This is a genomic window from Streptomyces spinoverrucosus, assembly GCF_006539505.1.
In the GTDB taxonomy this organism is placed as follows: Bacteria; Actinomycetota; Actinomycetes; order Streptomycetales; family Streptomycetaceae; genus Streptomyces; species Streptomyces spinoverrucosus.
This window is the reverse complement of sequence record NZ_BJND01000016.1, coordinates 124,212-144,664: the sequence shown is the minus strand read 5'-3', so window position 1 is coordinate 144,664 and position 20,453 is coordinate 124,212. Positions and strand designations below refer to the sequence as shown.

Annotated in this window: 20 protein-coding genes; 6 read left to right on the top strand and 14 right to left on the bottom strand. The window is 71.7% G+C overall.

From position 1 onward, the window contains the following. Nucleotides 1-80: 80 nt before the first annotated feature. Entirely contained in the window at nt 81-281 is a 201-nt protein-coding gene (locus tag SSP24_RS10820) for a DUF1918 domain-containing protein (protein WP_141309290.1), read from the top strand. A 1-nt stretch (nt 282) separates the two neighbouring features. Here SSP24_RS10820 and SSP24_RS10815 read toward each other — a convergent pair whose 3' ends face one another. Further along, nucleotides 283-1,506: a glycoside hydrolase family 10-like protein gene (locus SSP24_RS10815; protein ID WP_174864637.1), complete on the bottom strand. Its 1,224-nt coding sequence runs from the start codon at nt 1,504-1,506 to the stop codon at nt 283-285. A gap of 170 nt (nt 1,507-1,676) precedes the next feature. Here SSP24_RS10815 and SSP24_RS10810 point away from each other — a divergent pair, with 170 nt between their 5' ends. Next, nucleotides 1,677-2,552, top strand: coding sequence for a 3-hydroxybutyryl-CoA dehydrogenase (locus SSP24_RS10810; protein ID WP_141309288.1), 876 nt, complete (start codon nt 1,677-1,679; stop codon nt 2,550-2,552). Between the two features lie 193 nt (nt 2,553-2,745). Next, complete coding sequence (locus tag SSP24_RS10805; protein WP_141309287.1) at nt 2,746-3,003, top strand: hypothetical protein; 258 nt, start codon at nt 2,746-2,748, stop codon at nt 3,001-3,003. A 1-nt stretch (nt 3,004) separates the two neighbouring features. Here SSP24_RS10805 and SSP24_RS10800 read toward each other — a convergent pair whose 3' ends face one another. The 10 genes from SSP24_RS10800 to infC all read right to left on the bottom strand — a co-directional run bounded on the left by SSP24_RS10800 (nt 3,005) and on the right by infC (nt 13,701). Then, entirely contained in the window at nt 3,005-3,550 is a 546-nt protein-coding gene (locus SSP24_RS10800) for an NUDIX hydrolase (RefSeq protein WP_141309286.1), read from the bottom strand. Between the two features lie 75 nt (nt 3,551-3,625). Continuing rightward, nucleotides 3,626-4,966, bottom strand: coding sequence for an NsdA family TPR-like regulatory protein (locus SSP24_RS10795; protein WP_141309285.1), 1,341 nt, complete (start codon nt 4,964-4,966; stop codon nt 3,626-3,628). Between the two features lie 213 nt (nt 4,967-5,179). After that, entirely contained in the window at nt 5,180-6,103 is a 924-nt protein-coding gene (locus SSP24_RS10790; RefSeq protein ID WP_141309284.1) for a PP2C family protein-serine/threonine phosphatase, read from the bottom strand. Between the two features lie 211 nt (nt 6,104-6,314). Next, a complete protein-coding gene (gene pheT, locus SSP24_RS10785) occupies nt 6,315-8,828 on the bottom strand; it encodes a phenylalanine--tRNA ligase subunit beta (protein WP_141309283.1) in 2,514 nt (837 codons plus the stop codon). Continuing rightward, nucleotides 8,828-9,949 carry a phenylalanine--tRNA ligase subunit alpha gene (gene pheS, locus SSP24_RS10780; protein WP_141309282.1) on the bottom strand — a complete coding sequence of 374 codons (1,122 nt, stop codon included), beginning with the start codon at nt 9,947-9,949 and terminating at the stop codon, nt 8,828-8,830. The genes pheT and pheS overlap by 1 nt, the downstream gene beginning before the upstream one ends. A gap of 129 nt (nt 9,950-10,078) precedes the next feature. Further along, on the bottom strand, nt 10,079-11,215 hold the full coding sequence (locus tag SSP24_RS10775; RefSeq protein ID WP_141309281.1) for a sensor histidine kinase: 1,137 nt from the start codon (nt 11,213-11,215) through the stop codon (nt 10,079-10,081). 53 nt (nt 11,216-11,268) lie between these two features. Further along, complete coding sequence (locus SSP24_RS10770) at nt 11,269-12,117, bottom strand: TrmH family RNA methyltransferase (protein ID WP_141309280.1); 849 nt, start codon at nt 12,115-12,117, stop codon at nt 11,269-11,271. 162 nt (nt 12,118-12,279) lie between these two features. Further along, nucleotides 12,280-12,663 (bottom strand): 50S ribosomal protein L20, encoded by a 384-nt coding sequence (gene rplT, locus SSP24_RS10765; RefSeq protein WP_141309279.1) that lies wholly within the window; start codon nt 12,661-12,663, stop codon nt 12,280-12,282. 95 nt (nt 12,664-12,758) lie between these two features. Continuing rightward, entirely contained in the window at nt 12,759-12,953 is a 195-nt protein-coding gene (gene rpmI, locus SSP24_RS10760; RefSeq protein ID WP_003977225.1) for a 50S ribosomal protein L35, read from the bottom strand. Between the two features lie 109 nt (nt 12,954-13,062). After that, nucleotides 13,063-13,701 carry a translation initiation factor IF-3 gene (gene infC / locus SSP24_RS10755; protein ID WP_141309452.1) on the bottom strand — a complete coding sequence of 213 codons (639 nt, stop codon included), beginning with the start codon at nt 13,699-13,701 and terminating at the stop codon, nt 13,063-13,065. A gap of 374 nt (nt 13,702-14,075) precedes the next feature. Between infC and SSP24_RS10750 the strand changes: the two genes are divergently transcribed. Beyond that, nucleotides 14,076-14,435, top strand: a complete 360-nt coding sequence (locus SSP24_RS10750) for a DUF1844 domain-containing protein (RefSeq protein WP_141309278.1) — start codon at nt 14,076-14,078, stop codon at nt 14,433-14,435. Between the two features lie 13 nt (nt 14,436-14,448). Here the strand turns inward: SSP24_RS10750 and SSP24_RS10745 are convergent, their stop codons facing one another. After that, nucleotides 14,449-15,183: an SseB family protein gene (locus SSP24_RS10745; RefSeq protein WP_141309277.1), complete on the bottom strand. Its 735-nt coding sequence runs from the start codon at nt 15,181-15,183 to the stop codon at nt 14,449-14,451. Between the two features lie 149 nt (nt 15,184-15,332). Between SSP24_RS10745 and SSP24_RS10740 the strand changes: the two genes are divergently transcribed. After that, nucleotides 15,333-16,295 carry a serine hydrolase gene (locus tag SSP24_RS10740; RefSeq protein WP_141309276.1) on the top strand — a complete coding sequence of 321 codons (963 nt, stop codon included), beginning with the start codon at nt 15,333-15,335 and terminating at the stop codon, nt 16,293-16,295. A gap of 156 nt (nt 16,296-16,451) precedes the next feature. Beyond that, the gene (locus SSP24_RS10735; protein ID WP_174864641.1) at nt 16,452-17,987 is read left to right on the top strand and encodes an MFS transporter; all 1,536 of its coding nucleotides are present in this window, start codon (nt 16,452-16,454) and stop codon (nt 17,985-17,987) included. Here the strand turns inward: SSP24_RS10735 and mycP are convergent. Further along, the gene (mycP, locus tag SSP24_RS10730; RefSeq protein ID WP_141309275.1) at nt 17,984-19,156 is read right to left on the bottom strand and encodes a type VII secretion-associated serine protease mycosin; all 1,173 of its coding nucleotides are present in this window, start codon (nt 19,154-19,156) and stop codon (nt 17,984-17,986) included. The two genes, SSP24_RS10735 and mycP, sit on opposite strands and share 4 nt — an antisense overlap. Further along, nucleotides 19,153-20,397 (bottom strand): hypothetical protein, encoded by a 1,245-nt coding sequence (locus SSP24_RS10725; protein ID WP_229864945.1) that lies wholly within the window; start codon nt 20,395-20,397, stop codon nt 19,153-19,155. Before SSP24_RS10725 ends, mycP begins: the two co-directional genes overlap by 4 nt. Between the last annotated feature and the right edge of the window lie 56 nt (nt 20,398-20,453).

Sequence of the window (20,453 nt, the reverse complement as noted above, 5' to 3'; positions counted from 1 at the left end):
GCGCCGGTACCGACCGGCGCTGTCCGCCGTAGACTCAAAGCCACGGACCGCTGCTCCCGCACATCGTGAGGAGGCCCCAGATGCGCGCAAGCGTGGGCGACCAGCTTGTCCAGCACGGCAGGGTGGTCGGACAGCACGACAAGGTCGGCGAGATCGTCGAAGTGCTGGGCCAGAAGGGCGAACCCCCGTACCGCGTCCGCTTCCAGGACGGGCACGAGGGGCTGTGCTCACCGGGCCCCGACACCGAGATCCGGCACAGGGAAACCACCACCGGGCAGTGATTCAGCGCGGGGGTGTCGCCGACTGCTGGTAGTGGTCGGCGACCACCCGCGCCATGGCCCCGAAGTCGTCCGCCGCCACCTCTCTGGCGGCGAAGTAGACGTGCCCGCGTACCTCCGGGTGGTCCCGTGCGTACGTCAGATGCCGGGACAGCTCGGCCGGGTCCTGCCAGGCCGCGGCCTGCGCCGGGTCACCGGCCCGGTACAGCGCCTCCCCCACGTACAGCTGTGTTGCGCTGCCCCGCGCCACGTCGGCCCACCAGGGCACGAGTTTGGCGTAGTCGGCGGCGGAGTTGCCGATGTGCCAGTACAGCTGCGGGCAGATGTAGTCGATCCAGTTCTCCCGCACCCATCTGCGGGTGTCCGCGTAGATCTCGTCGTACGACTGCAGCGCCCGCGTGTCCGAGCCGCGCGGGTCGGTGGAGGCGTTGCGCCACACCCCGAAGGGGCTGATCCCGAAGCGGGTGCCGGGGCGGATCTGCTTGATGCGGGCCGCCATGTCGCGCACCAGCCGGTTGATGTTGTCGCGCCGCCAGTCGGCGCGGTTGGAGAAGGCGCCGCCGTGGGTGTCGTAGGCCTCGTCGTCGTCGAAGGCATGGCCTGCGATCGGGTACGGGTAGAAGTAGTCGTCGAAGTGGACGGCGTCGATCGGGTACTTCGCCACCGCGTCCAGCATCGCGTCAAGCACGAAGGTGCGGACCTCCGGCAGCCCCGGGTTGTAGTAGAGCTTCCCGCCGTACGGCACCACCCAGTCGGGGTGCCGCCGGGCCGGGTGGGAGGCGATGAGGCGGCTCGGGTCGGGGTGCACGGCGACGCGCAGCGGGTTGAACCAGGCGTGCAGCTGAAGCCCCCGGGCGTGCGCCTCGGCGATGGCCGTGCCGAGCGGGTCCCAGCCGGGATCGCGGCCCTGGGTGCCGGTGAGGTACTGCGACCACGGCTCGTACGGCGACGGCCACAGCGCGTCGGCCGTCGGCCGCACCTGGAGGATCACCGTGTTCAGACGGCGCCGGGCCGCCGCGTCGAGGTGGGCGAACAGTTCGGCGCGCTGCTGTGCGGCGGTCAGACCCGTGCGCGACGGCCAGTCCCGGTTGGTCACGGTGGCCAGCCACATCCCCCGCATCTCGGTGGTGGCGCGCGGCCGCCGCGCGGAGGCCGCGCCCGCGTCGCCCGCCATCGCCAGCGTCGACAGTGCGGCCAGCGCGAACGCCCGACGTGACAGCCGTCCCATGGACAAACCCCCAGTACGCTGCGGATCCGCACGGTCACGGATCGTCTCCGCGGCACAGCATGCCCCGCCCCGGGCGATCGATCATCGATACTTACGGGTAACGTGCACGAACGGAGCAGGCACCGAACCCGGCGGACCTGCCGGAGCCGGAGAACAGCGAAGGGGACGATGTGACGGGCATCCCAGCGGGAGATATCGCGCGCGTCGGAGTGGTGGGCTGCGGCCAGATGGGTGCGGGCATCGCCGAGGTGTGCGCCCGCGCCGGACTGGACGTGAAGGTCGCCGAGACCACCGGTGAGGCCCTGGAGATCGGCCGTACCCGGCTGTTCAACTCCCTGTCCAAGGCGGCCGAGCGCGGCAAGATCAGCGAGGCGGAGCTGGCGGAGACGCAGGCGCGCCTGAGCTTCACCACCGACCTCGGCGAGTTCGCCGACCGCGACCTGGTGATCGAGGCCGTCGTCGAGAACGAGCAGGTCAAGACCGAGATCTTCCAGGTGCTCGACCAGGTGGTGACCCGTCCGGACGCCATCCTGGCCTCGAACACCTCCTCCATCCCGCTGGTGAAGCTGGCGGTCGCCACCTCGCGCCCCGACCAGGTCATCGGCATCCACTTCTTCAACCCGGCCCCGGTGCAGCAGCTGGTCGAGCTGATCCCGGCGCTGACCACCTCCGAGGGTACGCTCGGCCGGGCCCAGCTGTTCGCCGAGAAGACGCTGGGCAAGCACAGCATCCGTGCCCAGGACCGCTCCGGCTTCGTGGTCAACGCGCTGCTGATCCCCTATCTGCTCTCCGCGATCCGGATGTTCGAGTCGGGCATCGCCAGCCGCGAGGACATCGACAACGGCATGGAGCTCGGCTGCGCCCACCCGATGGGCCCGCTGAAGCTGTCCGACCTGATCGGGCTGGACACGGTGGCCTCGGTGGCGCAGAGCATGTACGAGGAGTACAAGGAGCCGCTGTACGCCGCTCCCCCGCTGCTCCAGCGGATGGTCGACGCGGGGCGGCTGGGCCGCAAGAGCGGCTCGGGCTTCTACACCTACGGCTGATTACGGACGGTAGGTTTTCGGCCAGGCGCGGGCCCGGCACCGGACTTCCGGTGCCGGGCCCGCGGCATTCACACACCGTGTGCGCGCCAGGCACGCATATGCCCCACGCACACGCTCCCCACGTGTCCACCAGGCGAGTTGACTCATGATGCGCATGCAAGGGATGTGATTCGACTACGGAAAGGAGCGGTTCGTGACCGCCGATCCCGAGCATTTGGTCGTGCAAGGTGAACTCGCAGAGTTACGACGCCGACTCGACGTGGCGTACGCACGGGTCGAGGGCGACCTGGCGCTGCTCAGTCACCGCACCGAGGAAACGACCAAGGAACTGGACGAGCTGAACACCCGGCTCACCACCCTCGAACACGCCCGCTGGCCACTGCCCTCGGTCGCGGCCGTCACGGCTGTGGGCGCCCTGGTCGTCTCCCTCTGGCAGGCGCTGGGACGGTAGGTCAGGGCAACGTGTCCTGGCCGAGCCTGAGGTGGTGCAGTAGCAGCAGCGCGGCGGCCATGTTGGCGGCCGGGACCTCGCCGCGGGCGACCAGGTCGGGGACGACCTTGAGCGGGACCCACTCCCTGCGGTCCGACTCGAAGTCGTCCACCGGATGTCCGACGTACTCGCCCTCGTCGGCCCAGTAGATGTGGTGCCGGGCGTCGGTGAGGCCGTTGGACGGCTCCACGCTCATCAGGTGCCGCAGCGGTCCCGGCCGCCAGCCGGTCTCCTCCTGAAGCTCCCGGGCGGCCGCGACGGCGATGTCCTCGCCGTCCTCGACGACCCCGGCCGCGAGTTCCCACCCCCAGCTGTCGGTGATGAAGCGGTGGCGCCACAGGAGCAGGACCTCGTTGGCCTCGTTCACCACCGTGGCCACGGCGACCGGCCGCAGCCGTATCAGGAAGTGGTCGAGGTGCCGGCCGTCCGGCAGCTCCACATCCGCGAGGTTGACGCTGAACCAGCGGTTCTCATACACAGTTTGTTCGCTCTGTTTCGTCCACTGCACGGTTCTGCCACCTTCCGTCGAGTAAGTGGCAATATCGCAGCAGGGACTATGAGGTGTCGGCGTTCGAGCGCCGGTTTACAGCGGTACGCGCAGTGCTCCGTCGATGAGTTCGGCGGCCTCGGCCGTGCCCGCGCCGCCGCTGCGCGCCAGATGCTGGCGTACCGCCCGGAGTCGGTCGCGCAGCCGCTGGGACTCCATGCCGCGGGCCTGCTCGGCCATCTGGACCGCGGTGGCCACCGCCTTCTCCGCGTTGCCCTGGCGCAGTTCGATGGTGCTGAGCATGGCGAGCCGGTGCACCCGGCCCCGGTCGTGCGCCGGGGTGTCCACGGCGGCCGCGGCGTGCTCCCCGGCGGCGGCCAGCTCGCCGAGGCTCAGCAGCGCCTCCGCCACCTGGACGTTGACCAGGCCCGGCTGGACATAGCCGGTCTCGTCGGGTTCGTAGCCGCGCCGGATGCGTTCGGCGGCCTGCTCGGCCCGCCGGATGCAGGACAGGGCACTAGTGCCGTCGCCGAGGTGGGCGTACGCCTTCGCCTGCATCGCGTACAGGTCGGAGGCGAGGGCCGGGGTGATGTGCTTGCCGGCGGCGCGCAGCGCGGCCTCGGCGAAGGCGACGGCCTGGCGGTACTCCCGCATGAACAGCGACTGGTTGACCAGCAGCGCGATCACATACGCGCCAAGTCCCCGGTCGCCGCTGGCCTTGGCGAGCCTGAGCGCCTGGTGGAAGTAGCGCTGGGCGAGGCCGTGCGCGTCGGAGTCGTACGCGCAGATGCCCGCGATCGCGACCAACCCGCCCGTGGCCCGGTGCAGTTGTCGCCCCGTGGCATCGGTGTAGCTGCCGCGCAGCAGCGGCGCGGCCTCGGCGTTGAGGAAGCCGACGATCCGGGCGCGGGTCGCGACGCCGCCGGCCTTGCGGTACATCTGCTCGTAGTGGGCGCGGGCGGCGCGCAGCGTCTCGATGTCGGCCGGGGTGACCCGGTGCCGGCCGCCGCGGGAGACGTCCACGTCCTCGGGCGGGTTCTCCCACTCCCACACCGGCATCACGGCGGGCGTCCCGGTCACCGCGGGCGCGCCGAGCACATGCGGGCGCTGCTGTTCGTCGGAGCGCCACAGGGCGGTGGCGCGTTCGACGAACCCGGACAGCGAGCCGGCGTGCGCGGTGGCGGGCTGGCCGGGGACGCCGAGGCCGATGTCGTCGAGGGTGACGGGCCGGTGCAGGCGGGCGGCGAGCACCTCGCAGATCAGGTCGGGCACCTGCCCGCGCGGCCGCTGGCCCTTCAACCACCGTGCCACGGCGGTGTGTTCGTAGCGCAGCGCGAGCCCGCGTGCGCGTCCGGCCTGGTTCACATGGGCCGCGAGACCGGCGTGCGAGATCCCCGCCTCGTCCAGGATCGCGTCGAGCAGAGTGTTGGGCTGCATGGGAGGCCCCCCGGATGGCTCGGTCTCGACAGCGTAGTGAATCCGGCTTCACACGGGGTGTGAACGGAATGCGCGAATCCGCACTGTGCGCGCGCTGTTGCGGAGAGTTTCCAACCGGTTGACTGAAATGCCTCGAAAGAGGCCGACCGGGCCGCCGGCTCCCCCTCGTACAGTGCGGCGGCCCGGCCGGGGCTGGGCGGGGGGACCGTGGGGCTAGCGGTGCGTTGTCGGCTGCGGGTTGGGTGTGGCTGGTCGCGCAGTTCCCCGCGCCCCTGAGGGACGTCTCAGGTGGCGTTCGTTGCGTAGTGCCAGGAGGGCTACGTCATCGGGTGGGCTGCCGCTGGTATGTCGTAACAGGCGGGTGAATACGGTGGCCAGGACAGCCTGCGGGGACAGGGGGCCGTCTCGCAGCGTCTCCCTCAGCACGTCCGGCAGCGGGAAGAAGCGGCCCTGCGCGTCGCGGGCGTCCTCCGCGCCGTCCGTGTAGAAGAACAGGGCCTCGCCCGGGCGCAGTTCGCCCTGGCGTACGGCGGGCAGGTCGGTCGGGAGCGGGAACGGGCCGAGCGGTGGCAGCGGCTCGGCCCGGGCAAGGGGCTCGACGCCGGTCTCGCGCAGCCAGTACGGCCAGGGGTGTCCGCAGTTGAGCGCCCGTACCTCGCCGTCCCCGCCGATCTCCAGCAACAGGACGGTGACGAACTCCTCGGCCTGATCCACCCGCGCACGCTCGCGCAGATGCCGGGCGAGGGCGCGATCGAGTCTGCGCAGCACCCGGCCGAGCTCCGGCTCGTCGTGCACGGCCTCGCGGAAGCTGCCCAGCACGGCGGCCACCGTCCCGATCGCGTCGAGCCCGTGCCCCCGTACGTCGCCCATCACGACCCGCACACCGTGCTCGGTGGCGATGACCTCGTACAGATCACCGCCGACGGAGGAACCACGGTCGGCGGACAGCTGGGCCGCGGCGACGTTCAGCCCGTCGATGCGCGGGGGCAGCGGCCGCAACAGCGCGCTCTGTGCGGCACCCGCGACCCGGCGGGCCTGCCTCAGCTCGCGCAGCAGCGTCCGGCGGACATGGAGGACGAGCCCGGTGCCGACGGCGAGGAACACGGCGGGCAGCCCGAGGGCCCTGATACGGATCATGCCGGTGGCCCCCCATGTAGGCCGTGACAGCGCAGACCGACCCCGAAAGGCCGGTCCGATTCTGTCGCCGCATGGCCCGGTAGGACGAGATCACCGGAACTTCCCACTCGAACGAGTGAGGGGACTGCAACGCCCTCAAAGGGGCGCGGGGAACTGCGCGACCAGCCACGGACAACCCGCAGCCGGCAGACAACACAGTCCCCCGCGGCGATCAACCCCTCAGAACCGCCCCCGTACGCTCGCCCGCAAGGGCAACCGCAGCGTCCCGAGCCGCCGAAGCCTCATCAACGGTCAGCGTCCGATCCCCCGCGCGGAAGCGCAACGCATACGCCAGCGACTTCTTCCCGTCACCGAGCTGCTCGTCATTGACATACACGTCGAACAACCGGATCCCTTCAAGGAGTTCACCCGCCCCCTCCCGCAGCGCGGCCTCGACCTCCGCGGCCGGCACCGGCTTGTCCACCACGAGGGCGACATCCTGCGTGGCCACCGGGAAGGTGGAGATGCTCGGCGCGTGCGGCGTACCGTCGCCGACCTGCTCCAGCGCATCCAGGTTCAGCTCCATCGCGCAGGTACGCGCGGGCAGACCCAGCGTCTTCAGCACCCGCGGGTGAAGCTCACCGGCGTGCCCGATGACCCGCTCGGTGCCGTCCACGGTGATCGCCAGCGCTGCGCACCGGCCGGGGTGCCAGGGCCCGTACTGCCCGGACCGCACGATCAGCTCGGCTCCGGCCTCACGGGCCACGAGTCGCGCCGCCTCCACCGCGTCGGCCCAGTCCCCCGGGCGACCCTTGCCCCACCAGCCGGCCTGCTCGCGGGCGCCCGCGAGGACGACGGCGACATGGCGCGGCTGCCCGGGCAGCGCGGCGTTCAGCGCGGCGATCTCCTCGTCGGTCGGGCGGCGGTCCACCGGCAGATGCGTGCCGACGACCCGCTCCTCCCGCGGCAGGAACACCAGCCCGGTCTCGAACAACGCGAGATCATGCGAACCGCGCCCGTCATTGCGCCGCAAGGCACCGAGCAGGCCCGGCAGCAGCGTCGTACGAAGTGCGGGCTCCTCGTCGTTGAGCGGGTTGACCAGCTTGACCACGCGGCGGGCGGGGTCGGCGGCGTCGAGGCCGAGCTGGTCGAAGATCTGCTCGCTGATGAAGGGGTAGTTGGGCGCCTCGACGTACCCCGCACCGGCCAGTGCCCGGCCGACCCGGCGGTGCAGCCGCTGCCGGTGGGTCAGGCCCCGGCCCGACGGGGGCTTGGGCAGCGTGGACGGCAGGGTCTCGTAGCCCTCCAGGCGGATGACCTCTTCGGCGAGGTCGTTCTGCTCCAGGAGGTCGGGCCGCCAGGACGGGACGGTGACGATCAGCTCGTCCTGCCCGTACACGTCACAGCCGATCTGCTGCAGCCGCCGTACGACGGTCTCGCGGCCGTACTCGACGCCCGCGACCTTGTCCGGGTGGTCGGCCGGGACGGTGATGGTGTGCGGCGCGGACGGGGTCACGACCTCGGTGACACCGGCGTCGGCGGTGCCGCCCGCGAGCAGCACCAGCAGGTCGACCGTGCGCTGCGCGGCGGCGGACGCGGCCTGCGGGTCGACGCCACGCTCGAAGCGGCGGGAGGCCTCGGAGGACAGCTTGTGGCGGCGGGCCGTGCGCGCGATGGACACCGCGTCGAAGTGCGCGGCCTCGATCACGACGTCCGTGGTCGCGCCCTCGGTGTCCTCGTGGTCGGCGATCTCGGTGTTGGCGCCGCCCATGACGCCCGCGAGGCCGATGGGGCCGCGGTCGTCGGTGATGACCAGGTCCTCGGCGTGCAGCTTCCGCTCGACGCCGTCGAGGGTGACGATCTTCTCGCCCTCCTCGGCCCGGCGCACGCCGATCGTGCCCTGGACCAGCCCTCGGTCGTAGGCGTGCAGCGGCTGGCCGAGCTCCATCATCACGTAGTTGGTGACGTCGACGGCGAGCGAGATCGGCCGCATGCCGACCTTCTGCAGCCGGCGCTTCAGCCAGATCGGGGAGCGGGCCTCGGTGTGCAGGCCGGACACCGTGCGGGCGGTGAAGCGGTCGCAGCCCATCGGCTCGGAGACCTTCACCGGGTAGCCGTAGGCGTTCGGCGCCGGTACGTCGAGCAGGGCCGGGTCGCGCAGCGGCAGGCCGTAGGCGATGGCGGCCTCGCGGGCGACGCCGCGGATGGACAGGCAGTCGCCGCGGTTGGCGGTGACGGCGATGTCCAGCACCTCGTCGACCAGCTCGAGCAGCTCGATCGCGTCCTTGCCGACCTCGGTCTCCGGCGGCAGCACGATGATGCCGTGCGTGCCGTCGTCGCCCATGCCCAGCTCACTGCTGGAGCAGATCATGCCGTGCGAGACGCGGCCGTAGGTCTTGCGCGCGGCGATCTCGAAGCCACCGGGCAGCACGGCGCCCGGGAGGACGACCACGACCTTGTCGCCGACCTGGAAGTTGCGGGCGCCGCAGATGAGCTCCTGGGGCTCGCCGGTGCCGTTGGCGGTGCCGACGTCGACGGTGCAGAAGCGGATCGGCTTCTTGAACTCCGTCAGCTCCTCGATGGTCAGCACCTGGCCGACGACCAGAGGGCCCTTGAGGCCGTCACCGAGCTGCTCGACGGTCTCGACCTCAAGACCGGCCGAAATGAGCTTGGCCTGCACGTCACGACCGGTCTCCGTCTCCGGCAGGTCGACGTACTCCCGCAGCCAAGAAAGCGGGACCCGCATCAGATCTCCATCCCGAACGGCCGGGTGAACCGGACGTCACCCTCGACCATGTCTCGCATGTCCTCGACGTTGTGGCGGAACATCAGCATCCGCTCGATGCCGAACCCGAAGGCGAAGCCGCTGTACTTCTCCGGGTCGACGCCGCAGGCGGTGAGCACCCGCGGGTTGACCATGCCGCAGCCGCCCAGCTCGATCCAGCCCTCGCTGGAGCAGGTGCGGCAGGGCCGGTCGGGGTTGCCGACGGACTCGCCGCGGCAGACGTAGCACACCATGTCCATCTCGGCGGACGGCTCGGTGAACGGGAAGAAGTTCGGCCTGAGCCGGGTCTTCATGCCCTCGCCGAACAGCGACTGGACCATGTGGTCGAGCGTGCCCTTGAGGTCGGCCATCGTCAGGCCCTCGTCGACGGCGAGCAGCTCGACCTGGTGGAAGACCGGGGTGTGCGTGGCGTCCAGCTCGTCGGTGCGGTACACGCGGCCGGGGCAGATCACGTACACCGGCAGCTCACGGTCGAGCAGGGAGCGGATCTGCACGGGCGAGGTGTGGGTGCGCAGGACGACACCGGACTCGCTGCCGCCGCCCTGGCCCTGCACGAAGAAGGTGTCGGCCTCGCCGCGGGCCGGGTGGTCCGGGCCGATGTTGAGGGCGTCGAAGTTGAACCACTCGGCCTCGACCTCGGGGCCCTCGGCGACCTCGTAGCCCATGGCCACGAAGATGTCCTCGATGCGCTCGGACAGCGTGGCCAGCGGGTGGCGGGCGCCGGCCGGTACGCGGTCGTAGGGCAGCGTGACGTCCACCGCCTCCTCGACCAGCACCCGGGCGTCCCGCTCGGCCTCCAGCTCGGCCTGGCGGGCGGCCAGGGCCTTGTTGACGGCGCCCCGGGCCTGGCCCACGCGCTTGCCGGCCTCGGCCTTGGCGTGCGGGGGCAGGGCGCCGATCTCGCGGTTGGCCAGCGCCAGCGGGGAGGTGCCGCCGGTGTGGGCGACCTTGGCCTCCTGGAGCGCGTCGAGGGAGTCCGCGGCGGCGAAGGCGGCGAGCGCCTCGTCCCGCATGCGCTCGATCTCTTCCGGTTTCAACGCCTCGACCTCGACAGGGTCGTACGACTTATTCGGTGCCGACATCTCTTCCCGTGCTTCCGATTGGCTGGCTGAAGGTCCCCGTGACCGGCTCGTGGGTCGTCGTGCGTGGGACACAAAGGTGCCAAAGGCCGAGTCTAACGGGGTGAGGGTGTACGAATGCGCCCGTGGCCGCTAGGCGAGATACGCCGGAGTGCTCACAGGCAACGTAAATCGAAACTCCGCGCCGCCGCCGTGGGCGCGGCCGACCGTGATGGTGCCGCCGTGGGCCTCGACGATGCCCTTGACGATGTACAGCCCGAGGCCGGTGCCGCCGCGCTTGCTGCCCCGCCAGAAGCGGGTGAAGACGCGGTTCATGGACTCCTCCGGGATGCCGGTGCCCTCGTCGCTCACGGTGACCGACGTACCGATGTCCTCTCCTTCGCGCGGGGACGCGGTGGGCGTGACGTCAATCGTGACGGTTCCCTCGCCGTGCCGCACGGCATTTTCGATGAGGTTGCTGAGCACCTGGTCGATCTTGTCGGGGTCGGCCCACAGCGCGGGCAGCGGCTGCTCGACGCGGAGCAGGAACCGGTCGGCGGGCTGGCCCGCCGCGACGTACGCCTGGATGTGCCGGCCGACGGCGGCACCGATGTCGACGGGCTGGCGGCGCACCTCCAGCCGCCCGCTGTCGATCCGCGAGATGTCCAGCAGCTCGGCGATGAGCCGGGTGACGCGGTCGGCGTCGGCGTCGACGGTCTCCAGCATCAGCCGTTTCTGGTCGTCCGTGAACCGCGCCCACTTGGCCAGCAGCGTGGCCGTGAATCCCTTGACGGAGGTGAGCGGCGAGCGCAGCTCGTGGGCGACGGTGGCGATCAGCTCGGCGTGACTGCGCTCGGTGCGGCGCCGGGCCTCGGTGTCGCGGAGGGAGACGACGACGCGGCGGACGGGCCCGGTGGGTTCGGTACGGACGTACCGGGCCGAGACGAGCACCTCACGCCCGCCCGGCAGCAGCAGGTTCCGCTCGGGCTGCCGTACCCGGGTGGCGAGGCCGCCGTAGGGGTCGGTCAGCTGCCACCAGCGCCTGCCTTCCAGGTCCTCTAACGGCAGCGCCTTGTCGAGCCGCTGCCCGAGTACGTCGCCGGCGGCGACGGCGGTGATGCGTTCGGCGGCGGCGTTGAAGCAGATCACCTGGCCGTGCTCGTCTGCGATGACGAGGCCGTCGGGCAGTTCGTCGGGGTCGATGCCGAGCTCGGCGAGATCGCCGTACCGGGACGCGGGCGGGCGCCGCACGTCCCGTCCCCCCGGAGCGCTGCTCGTGCCGACGCTCATCCGCGTACCCCACCTCTCAGACGGCGCAGGAGGCCCCCGAGCTGGTCACCCTACTAGTTGTCGGTGACGGAGCGGCAGCCTCCGGGGGCGCGCTGTGCACGGGCCGACGCGTAGAGGCATACGGCCGCGGCGGTCGCGAGGTTCAGGCTCTCGGCCTTCCCGTGGATCGGGACGCGTACGACGGCGTCCGCGAGCGCGCGGGTCTCCTCGGGCAGGCCCCAGGCCTCGTTGCCGAAGACCCAGGCGGTCGGGCCGCCCATGGTGCCCTTGTCGAGCTCGTCGTCGAGGTCGTGCTCCCCGGCGCCGTCGGCGGCGAGGATCCGCGCCCCGGCCTGCTTCAGCCCCGCCACGGCCCGCTCGACGGGCACCCCGACGGCGACCGGCAGGTGGAACAGCGACCCGACGGAGGCGCGCACGGCCTTGGGGTTGTACAGGTCGACGGAGGCGTCGGTGAGGACGACGGCCTCGGCACCGGCGGCGTCCGCGCAGCGCAGCACGGTCCCGGCGTTCCCCGGGTCGCGAACGTGCGCGAGCACGGCGACGAGCTGCGGCCGGGCGGCGAGGATCTCCTCGAACGGCGTGTCCAGGAACCGGCAGATCCCGACCAGCCCCTGCGGGGTCACGGTCGTGGAGATGTCGGCGATGACCTGCTCGGCGGCGAGGTGCACCCGGGCGCCGGTGTCCCGGGCCTCGCCGATGATGTCGGCGTACCGCTCGGCCGCCTCAACGGTCGCGAACAGCTCCACGAGCGTCCCCGGCTGCGCCCCGGCCTCCCGCACGGCCTGCGGCCCCTCCGCGAGAAACAGCCGCTCCTTCCCCCGAAAGTTCCGCTTCGCCAGCCGCCGCGCGGCGGCGACGCGGGGGGAACGGGGGGAGATCAGCTCGGGGCTGGCGGGGGGCATGCAATTCACCTTCGTCAACAAATGTCCGCCGCAACGGCGATCAACCACGACGGCGCAGTCCGGCGGTGCCGAACCAACCGTCACCCACACGGCAACGGACCCGCAGGCACAACCCACGGGTCCGTCCAGTCACGTCGGCATCGGCTCAAGCCGGCGCGAGCGTCACGCAGCCTTCGGCGCGTTGACGTCCTCCGGCAGCGCCTTCTGCGCGGCCTCGACGAGCGCGGCGAACGCGGTGGCGTCGTTCACGGCGAGCTCGGCCAGGATCTTGCGGTCGACCTCGATGTTCGCGGCCTTCAGACCCTGGATGAAGCGGTTGTACGTGATGCCGTTGGCGCGGGCAGCGGCGTTGATGCGCTGGATCCACAGCTGGCGGAAGTCACCCTTGCGCTTCTTGCGGTCGTTGTAGTTGTAGACCAGCGAGTGGGTGACCTGCTCCTTGGCCTTGCGGTACAGACGCGAACGCTGACCGCGGTAGCCGGAGGCCTGCTCGAGGATCGCCCGGCGCTTCTTGTGGGCGTTGACTGCCCGCTTGACGCGTGCCACTTGTTAACTCCTTGTAGCGGGGCCGTGGTTGTCCTCACACGGCCCGGTATCGATTGGGTCCCGGTCCAGACGTACGGCGCTCAGGGCGCCGCGCGTCACTTGCCGAGAAGCTTCTTGATCTTCGCGGCGTCGCCCGGGGCCATCTCGGCGTTGCCGGTGAGGCGACGCGTCACGCGGGACGACTTGTGCTCGAGCAGGTGGCGCTTGCCGGCGCGCTCACGGAGCACCTTGCCGGAGCCGGTGATCTTGAAGCGCTTGCTGGCACCGCTGTGCGACTTGTTCTTCGGCATAGCGCCGTTCTCTCCTCGTCGGTGGCGCTCCGGTGCCCGGTCACGAAAACCGGGCACGGTGGAGCGTCGCTCTTGTTTCGGTTACATCCTGGGACTGTCGTCCCGGGGATCACGCCTCGGCGGGCTCCTCGGCGGGCGCCTCTGCATCGGCGGGGTTCTGCGAGCGACCGGGGTTGGCCTTCGCGGACGCCTTGCGGGCCTCCTGCGCCTGGCGAGCCTCGGCCATCGCCTCGGTCTTCTTCTTGTGCGGACCGAGGACCATGATCATGTTGCGGCCGTCCTGCTTCGGGTTCGACTCCACGAAACCGAGGTCCTGGACGTCCTCCGCGAGCCGCTGCAGCAGTCGGTAGCCCAGCTCGGGGCGGGACTGCTCACGGCCGCGGAACATGATCGTGATCTTGACCTTGTCGCCCTGCTTGAGGAACCGGACGACGTGACCCTTCTTGGTGTCATAGTCGTGCGGGTCGATCTTCGGCCGGAGCTTCATCTCCTTGATGACCGTGTGCGCCTGGTTCTTGCGCGCCTCACGGGCCTTCATGGCCGACTCGTACTTGAACTTCCCGTAGTCCATGAGCTTGCACACGGGCGGACGGGCGTTCGCCGCGACCTCGACCAGGTCGAGGTCGTACTCCTGAGCAAGCTCCAGTGCCTTCGCGAGCGGCACGATGCCGACCTGCTCGCCACTGGGACCGACAAGTCGCACCTCGGGAACGCGAATCCGGTCGTTGATGCGGGGCTCGGCGCTGATGGATCCTCCTCGGTAGCACCACGCGACGGTCTGGCGGACAGCCGCGTAACGTCTGTATTCGTTAGACCTAACCGCGCCGAAGCAGAAAAAATGCCCCGGACGATCACAGGCGGGGCTCCTCGAACTACCGGAACGTCCGCCGCGGTGACCGCGGGGCGCACTTTCGGGCGGGTGCCGCCGCTGGGGACGGGGCCGCCTGACCGGTGACCCGCCGCCCCGGAGGGCGGCCAGGTGGGAGTTCGAAAGCCTCCACTTGTGGGTCGGACTCGCGAGCCGTGAGGCATACGTGTCCGACCGGTCGTTACACAAGGTTAGCAGCTCGGCCCCGGAACGGCTAACCGAGGCCAACTGGGGCCGGCCACCGCCCTGCCCCTATGGTGAACGGCATGAGTGAACAGACGCCCGACTTCAACGCCATGACCCGCGACATCGCCGAGGTCCCCGCGGTCGAGGTGATCGTGACGGTCGCCGTCAACCTGATGAGCGCGGCCGCGGTGAAGCTCGGTCTGACCGAGGAGGGCGAGAAGCACAAGGACCTGGACGAGGCCCGCAAGCTGATCCACGCCCTCGCGGGTCTGCTGGACGCGAGCACGACCGAGATCAGCTCGTTCCACGCGGCCCCGCTGCGGGACGGCCTGAAGTCGCTCCAGCTGGCGTTCCGCGAGGCGTCCCTCGTCCCCGACGAGCCGGGCCAGGGCCCGGGCGAGAAGTACACGGGCCCGGTCTACGGCTGATTACCAGTCCTGACTAATTGCCTCGTACGTACAAGGGCTCGCCCGGTGGTGTGGTCCCGGCCGGCAGTAGTGCCAGGTCGAGGCCGCGCACCAGGCGGGCCCTCAGTGTTTCGTCGGCGGCCATGTGCCGGGCGACCGCGCGGGCGGCCTCGGCGGGGGCGGCGGCCGGGTCGAGGACGAGGGCCAGGGTGCCGTCCGCCTCTCCGGGCCCGAGGTGGGCGCGGAGCACCGCGGGCTCTGCGGCGACGGCGGCCCGTACCGCCGAGACGACTGCCGGGTCGGCGAGCGGGTCGGTGCTCGTGCGCCCCTCCGCCAGTGCCAGCAGCGCGGGCCCGGTCAGCTCGAACGGCACGGGCCCGGCCAGGTCCAGCACGACCGTGTCCGCCTTCTCGTGCGCGGCGGCCTGCAGGGCCTGGTGCAGCGGTACGGCCACGGGGCGGGCCTGCGGGTCCCAGCGGGCCAGCGCGTCGGTGGACGTGAAGGCGGGCAGGGCGGTACGGCCTCCGGCCTTGAGGGTCGGTACGGCCATGTCGCTGGTCTTCTCGCGGCGCAGCCCGTTCTCGTCCTCCTCGACCTCGCCGAGCACGGCGACCACGGGGACGAGCAGCCGGGCGCCCTTCAGCGCGGCCAGCACGGGTCCCACGGCGGTGCGGTCGTCGGCCCAGGCCGCGAGCGCCGCGCTCAGCCGGGGGTCGGCGGAGCCGTCGTCGTCGGAGAAGCCGGGGTCGGGAATGTTCTTGTTCGCCACGGTCACCGACCCTATAGGGGGGATCCTGCTGGGCTTGTGCGGGGCCGGTAACGCGGCCGTGACACCGCTCATCGGTTTCTCAGCCATCCCTGACACACATCTAACGTCCGTCTAACAGCCCGCACAGACACCGCCCCCAGCATCGCGGCATGGAGTCTCCCCGCGCCCGCCGCGCCCTTGTCTGCGCCGCCGTCGCGTCCGCCGTCGCCCTGGGCGGTACGGCGGCGGGGACGGCGTATGTGAAGGCGCGGGCGCACCCCGCGGTGCGGGCCGTATCGTCGGCCGTGACGCCGTCGGCCTCGGCGTCGGTGCCGGGGAGCGGGGAGACAGCGGTGGAGCCTGTGGCACAGCCGACGGTGGATCGTGAGGCGCTGCTGGCCGAGGCCATGGCGGACGTGCCGGTCGGGGACGGCGCCGAGGTGTCGGTGGCGGTGCTCGACCTGGAGTCCGGGGAGAGCGCCTCGTACGGCGACGGTGTCTTCGACACGGCGAGCATCGTGAAGGTGGACATCCTGGCGGCGCTGCTGCTCCAGGCGCAGGACGCGGGCCGGGAACTGACGGCGACGGAGAAGTCGTACGCCACCGCGATGATCGAGCACAGCGACAACGACTCCGCGTCGGCCCTGTGGCGGACGATCGGCCGGGCGGAGGGGCTGGACGCGGCGAACGAGCGGTTCGGGCTGACCGGGACCGAGGGCGGCGACGGGATGCTGTGGGGGCTGACCCAGACCACGGCGGCCGACCAGCTCGCCCTGCTGCGGCAGGTGTTCGGGGCGGACTCGGAGCTGAGCGCGGCCTCGCGGTCGTATCTCCAGGGACTGATGGGGCAGATCGCGGTCGGTCAGCAGTGGGGGGTGTCGGCGGCCGGGGACGGAGCCGTGTGGGCCCTGAAGAACGGCTGGCTGCCGCGGACCGCGACCGGGCTGTGGGACATCAACAGCATCGGCCGGGTGACCGTCGACGGCCGCGACTTCCTGGTGGCCGTGCTGTCGGACGGCCACACCACGAAGGAGAAGGGCGTCTCGCTGGTCGAGGCGGCGGCGCGGGCGGCCGTGTCGGTGTTCACGGGTCAGACGTCGGCGTCGGCCACCGCTTCCGCGACCGTCGGCTAGTTGTGCCGTCAGGCGGTCCGAGTGGCTGGAGTCGCCTGTGATGCGGCGTCGTCCGTGCGGACGCAGACTGGACGGGTGAGTGGCAGGCACCTGGGGCGTGGCCGGATCGCGCCCTCGCGGCAGCAGGCACCACGGCAGACCCTGGCGCTCGCGGCGATGATGTTCGCCGTCGCGATGACGTTCATCGACCAGACGATCGTCGCCATCGCCGCCCCCGACATCGTCCGCGAACTGGACCTGTCCTCCTCCGGCATGCAGTGGGTGGTGAACGCCTATCTGCTCGCCCTGGCCGCGTTCTTCGCCCTCGGCGGCCGGCTCGCGGACCTGTACGGCCCGCGCAGGGTGGTCGTGATCGGCACGCTGGTGTTCGTCGTCTCGTCGGTGCTGTGCGGCTGTGTCCCCAGGGGTGACGTGTCGCAGACCTGGCTGATCGTCTTCCGGGCCACCCAGGGGTTCGGGGCGGCGCTGCTCTTCCCCGCGGCACTGGCCGTCGTGGTGGCGGTGTTCCCGCCCGAGCGGCGCGGACGGGCCCTCGCCCTGTTCTTCGGGCTCTCGGGCGCGCTGACCGCCCTCGGGCCGCTCCTGGGCGGCTGGCTCACGGCCTGGACCTGGCGTGCCGTGTTCTGGGTCAACGTGCCCGTGGCCGTGGTGGCGCTGGTGCTGACCGCGTTGGCCCACATCGCCGACCGGCGGCGACCCGGCACCCTGGACATCCGCGGCGCCGTGCTGATTGCCGTTGGCATGGGCCTGAGCGTCCTCGGCTTTCAGCAGGCCTGGTCCTGGGGCTGGGACAGCGCCGCGACCTGGGGCTGCGTTGCGGGCGGGCTCGTGGTGCTCGCCGTGTTCGTCGGGTACGAGCGCGGGGTGCGCCATCCGCTGATCGATCTGCGGGTCTTCCGGGACCGGGCGTTCACGGTGGACGCGGTGGTGCTGTTCTTCGCGATGCTCGCCTTCGTACCGCTGTTCTTCTTCGCCTCCGTGTACGCCCAGGTGTCGCTGAGCGCCTCGCCCAATCAGGCGGCGCTGTTCCTGCTGTACTTCTTCGCGGGTTTCGCGATCGCCTCGCAGTGGGGCGGGCGGATCCTCGACAAGCAGGGCGCGCGTCCGGCTCTGAAACTGGGCGGGGTGCTGGGCGCCGTCGGGTTCGCCCTGTGGGCGGGCGAGCTCACCAACCTGAGCATGCACGACCAGTGGCCGTACGCGGCCCTCGCCGGCGCCGGGATCGGCTTCATCCTCGCCCCGGCCTCCACGGACGCCGTCAACCGGGCCATCGGCCCCTCCTACGGCGAGGTCACGGGCATCACCCAGACGGTGCGCAACTACGCGGCCAGCGTGGGCCTGGCCGTCTTCGGCACCGTGCTGACGCATGAGATGACCGACCATGTGGTGAGCACCCTGGAGTCCCGTGGCGTGGCCTCGAACGAGGCGCGGGACATGGCCCGCGACATCACCGAGGCCGTCACGGGCAACAGCGACTCCCGTGCGCCCACTGGGACCGGACCCACCGCCGAGACGATGCGGGACGTGATGGACGCGGTGCGCATGGACTTCGCCGAAGCCAACCAGTGGGTGTTCTACGGCATGGCCATCGCCCTGGGCATCGCGTTCCTGTGCGCCCTGCGCCACCCGGGCGGCCGTGCGGTGACGCCCGCGCGCGCCGAAGAGGAACCGGCCGCCGGGATGCCGGGCTAGAAGCCGTCGTACTCCCGGCGGGCCCGCCACAGCACCACCGCCGCGACCAGGAGGACGCCGCCCACGCTGCCGGCGAGGGGGCCCGCCCAGCTCGCGGTGTCGTCGTCCTCGCGGGGCGTGTCCGGGCCGGGGCCGAAGTACTTCTCGCCGTACGACGCCGAGCGCAGGCCCTCCGGCTTGAGACGTCCGGCTGTCTCGATGGCGGCGGCAGGGTCGACGAAGCCGAAGCCGCGGGAGTCGTCACGGCCGTCGGCCGGGGCGTTGCGGGCGGTGTCCTCCAGGAGCCGTTTGATCTGGGCCGGGGTCAGGCCGGGGTGGGCGGCCTTGACGAGGGCGACGGCGCCGGAGACGAAGGCGGCCGCCGCGCTGGTGCCCCAGCCCTCGTAGTACTTGCGGTCGGGGTCGGCGATCACGACGTCGACGCCGGGGGCGCTGACCGTGGCGTACCAGCGGCGGGTGGAGAAGGCGGCGCGGGTGCCGAACTTGTCGACGGCGGTCACGGCGATGACGCCCGGGTAGGCGGCCGGGTAGGAGATGTGGTCGCCCTTCTCGCCGCCGTTGCCGGCCGAGGCGACCACGACCGAGCCCTTCTTCAGGGCGTACTGGACGGCCTCGTCCTCCGCGGGTTCGGGGTGCGCGGACGCGGAGTCGTCGCCGAGGGAGAGGTTGATGACGTCGGCGCCGTGGTCGGCGGCCCAGCGGATGCCGTCGGCGAGGGCGTTGCCGCGGGTCTTGCGGGCCTTGGCGCGGGCCGGGTCGCCGTCCTCCAGGATGACGCGGACGGGGAGGATCTTCGCCTCCGGCGCGATACCCATGACGCCCTCGGAGTTTCCGACGCCATGGCCGTGCCCGGCGATGATGCCGGCCATGGCGGTGCCGTGCCGGGCCCATGCCCGGTCTCCGCGGCCGGCGCCGAAGCCGACCATGTCCTTGGTGGGCAGGACGTTGCCGGCCAGGTCGGGATGCTCGTCGTCGACGCCGGTGTCCAGGACGGCGACGGTGATGCCCGCGCCCTTGGTGGTCTGCCAGGCCTCCTCGGTGTGCATGGCCGAAAGCGCCCACTGTTTGGCGCGGATGCCGTCGGCGTGCGCGGCGGTGGGCGGGACCAGGGCGACGGAGGCTGCGAGCAGGACGCTGAGCAGTCCCGCCCTGCGGGTCATGGGCTTCATGAGGGCTGTTCCGAGGACGAGGTGACGGACTTGCGCAGGCCGCGCTCCACACGGTCGGCGAGGCCCTTCGCCTCGTGCCCGAGACCCGCCTGGGCGACGGCGGTGGTGGCACCGGAGCGCATCGCCTCCGCGGCGGGCTGCGGCTCGTCGACGGTCCGGGCGTCGGCCCAGCCGGAGACGGCGTACACGACGACCGGGGCGTCGGTGAGCACGGAGACCGTCCAGGAGGCGCGCTGCTCGTCCCCGAAGTCCGCGGCGACGGTGTCCTTCGCGGCGTACGGCCGGGGCATCAGGTCGGTACGCCGGCCCAGGCCCTCCTTCTCGAAACGGGCGTCCAGCGAGCGCATCGCGGTGGCGTCGGCCTTGGTGAAGAGCAGGCCGACGGTGGTGACATAGCTCTCGGTGGCGTCGGTGTAGGTGGCGCGCAGCAGGCGCTCGCAGCCGACCGGGGCGAGCGCCTTGCGCAGCAGTGGGTCGAAGGCGTCGGCGCAGCCGCTGTCCGGGGCGACGGCGATCCGCGTCCAGGTCCGGTCGGCGCTGCCGGGTCCGGCGCCACGGCCCTGCACGGTGGGCGGGAACAGCTGGTCGACCGGCACGCTGTGCCACAGGCTCCCGGCGGCCGCGAAGGCCCCGCGCTCGCCGCCCTCCCCGGATCCTCCGGCGAGCCAACTCCCGGTCACCGCGCCCCCGATGAGCCCGGCTCCGAGGACGAGACAGACGGCCGCCGCGAGGGTGCGCCGCCGGATCAGCGCGCCGGACATGCCGGTCCGCGCGTGGTCGTCGTACGCCTCGGGCTCACCGAAGGTGACCATGGGCCGCGCCGGGCCGAACGTCCCGCCGGACGTGTGCGGGGCGGTCCAGGAGTGGGCGGGGTTCGGCGTCACGGGGGTGGTGGGCTCCAGCGAGGAGGTGGCGGGGGTACGCCGGGGCTCCGCCGGGATGGGGCGGAGGCGCCGGGTGGTCTCCGCCGGGGTCTCGGCGGGTGACGCGGCGGGGCGGTGACTCGGACGCGGGTGTACGGCGCTCTGGGCGGGCGTCTGCGGGGTGGTTGCGGGACGTCCGGGCGGCGTCGGGCGCCGGGCCGGGTACGGCGGGGCGTCCGGGAAGCGGGCCGAGGCGGGGGGCGGAGGTGGGGGCGGGGTGACCGGCGACGGCCCCTCGCTGTCGCTGTGCTCCGTCGCGGCGCTCGGCGGCTGCGCCGGGCGGGGTGGGATCGGGGTGTGCTGTGCCTCCGTGCTCATGCACCCCCCGTTTCCTCGCGCCCGTGCCCGTCTCCTCGTACGCGGGCGCCTCGTTA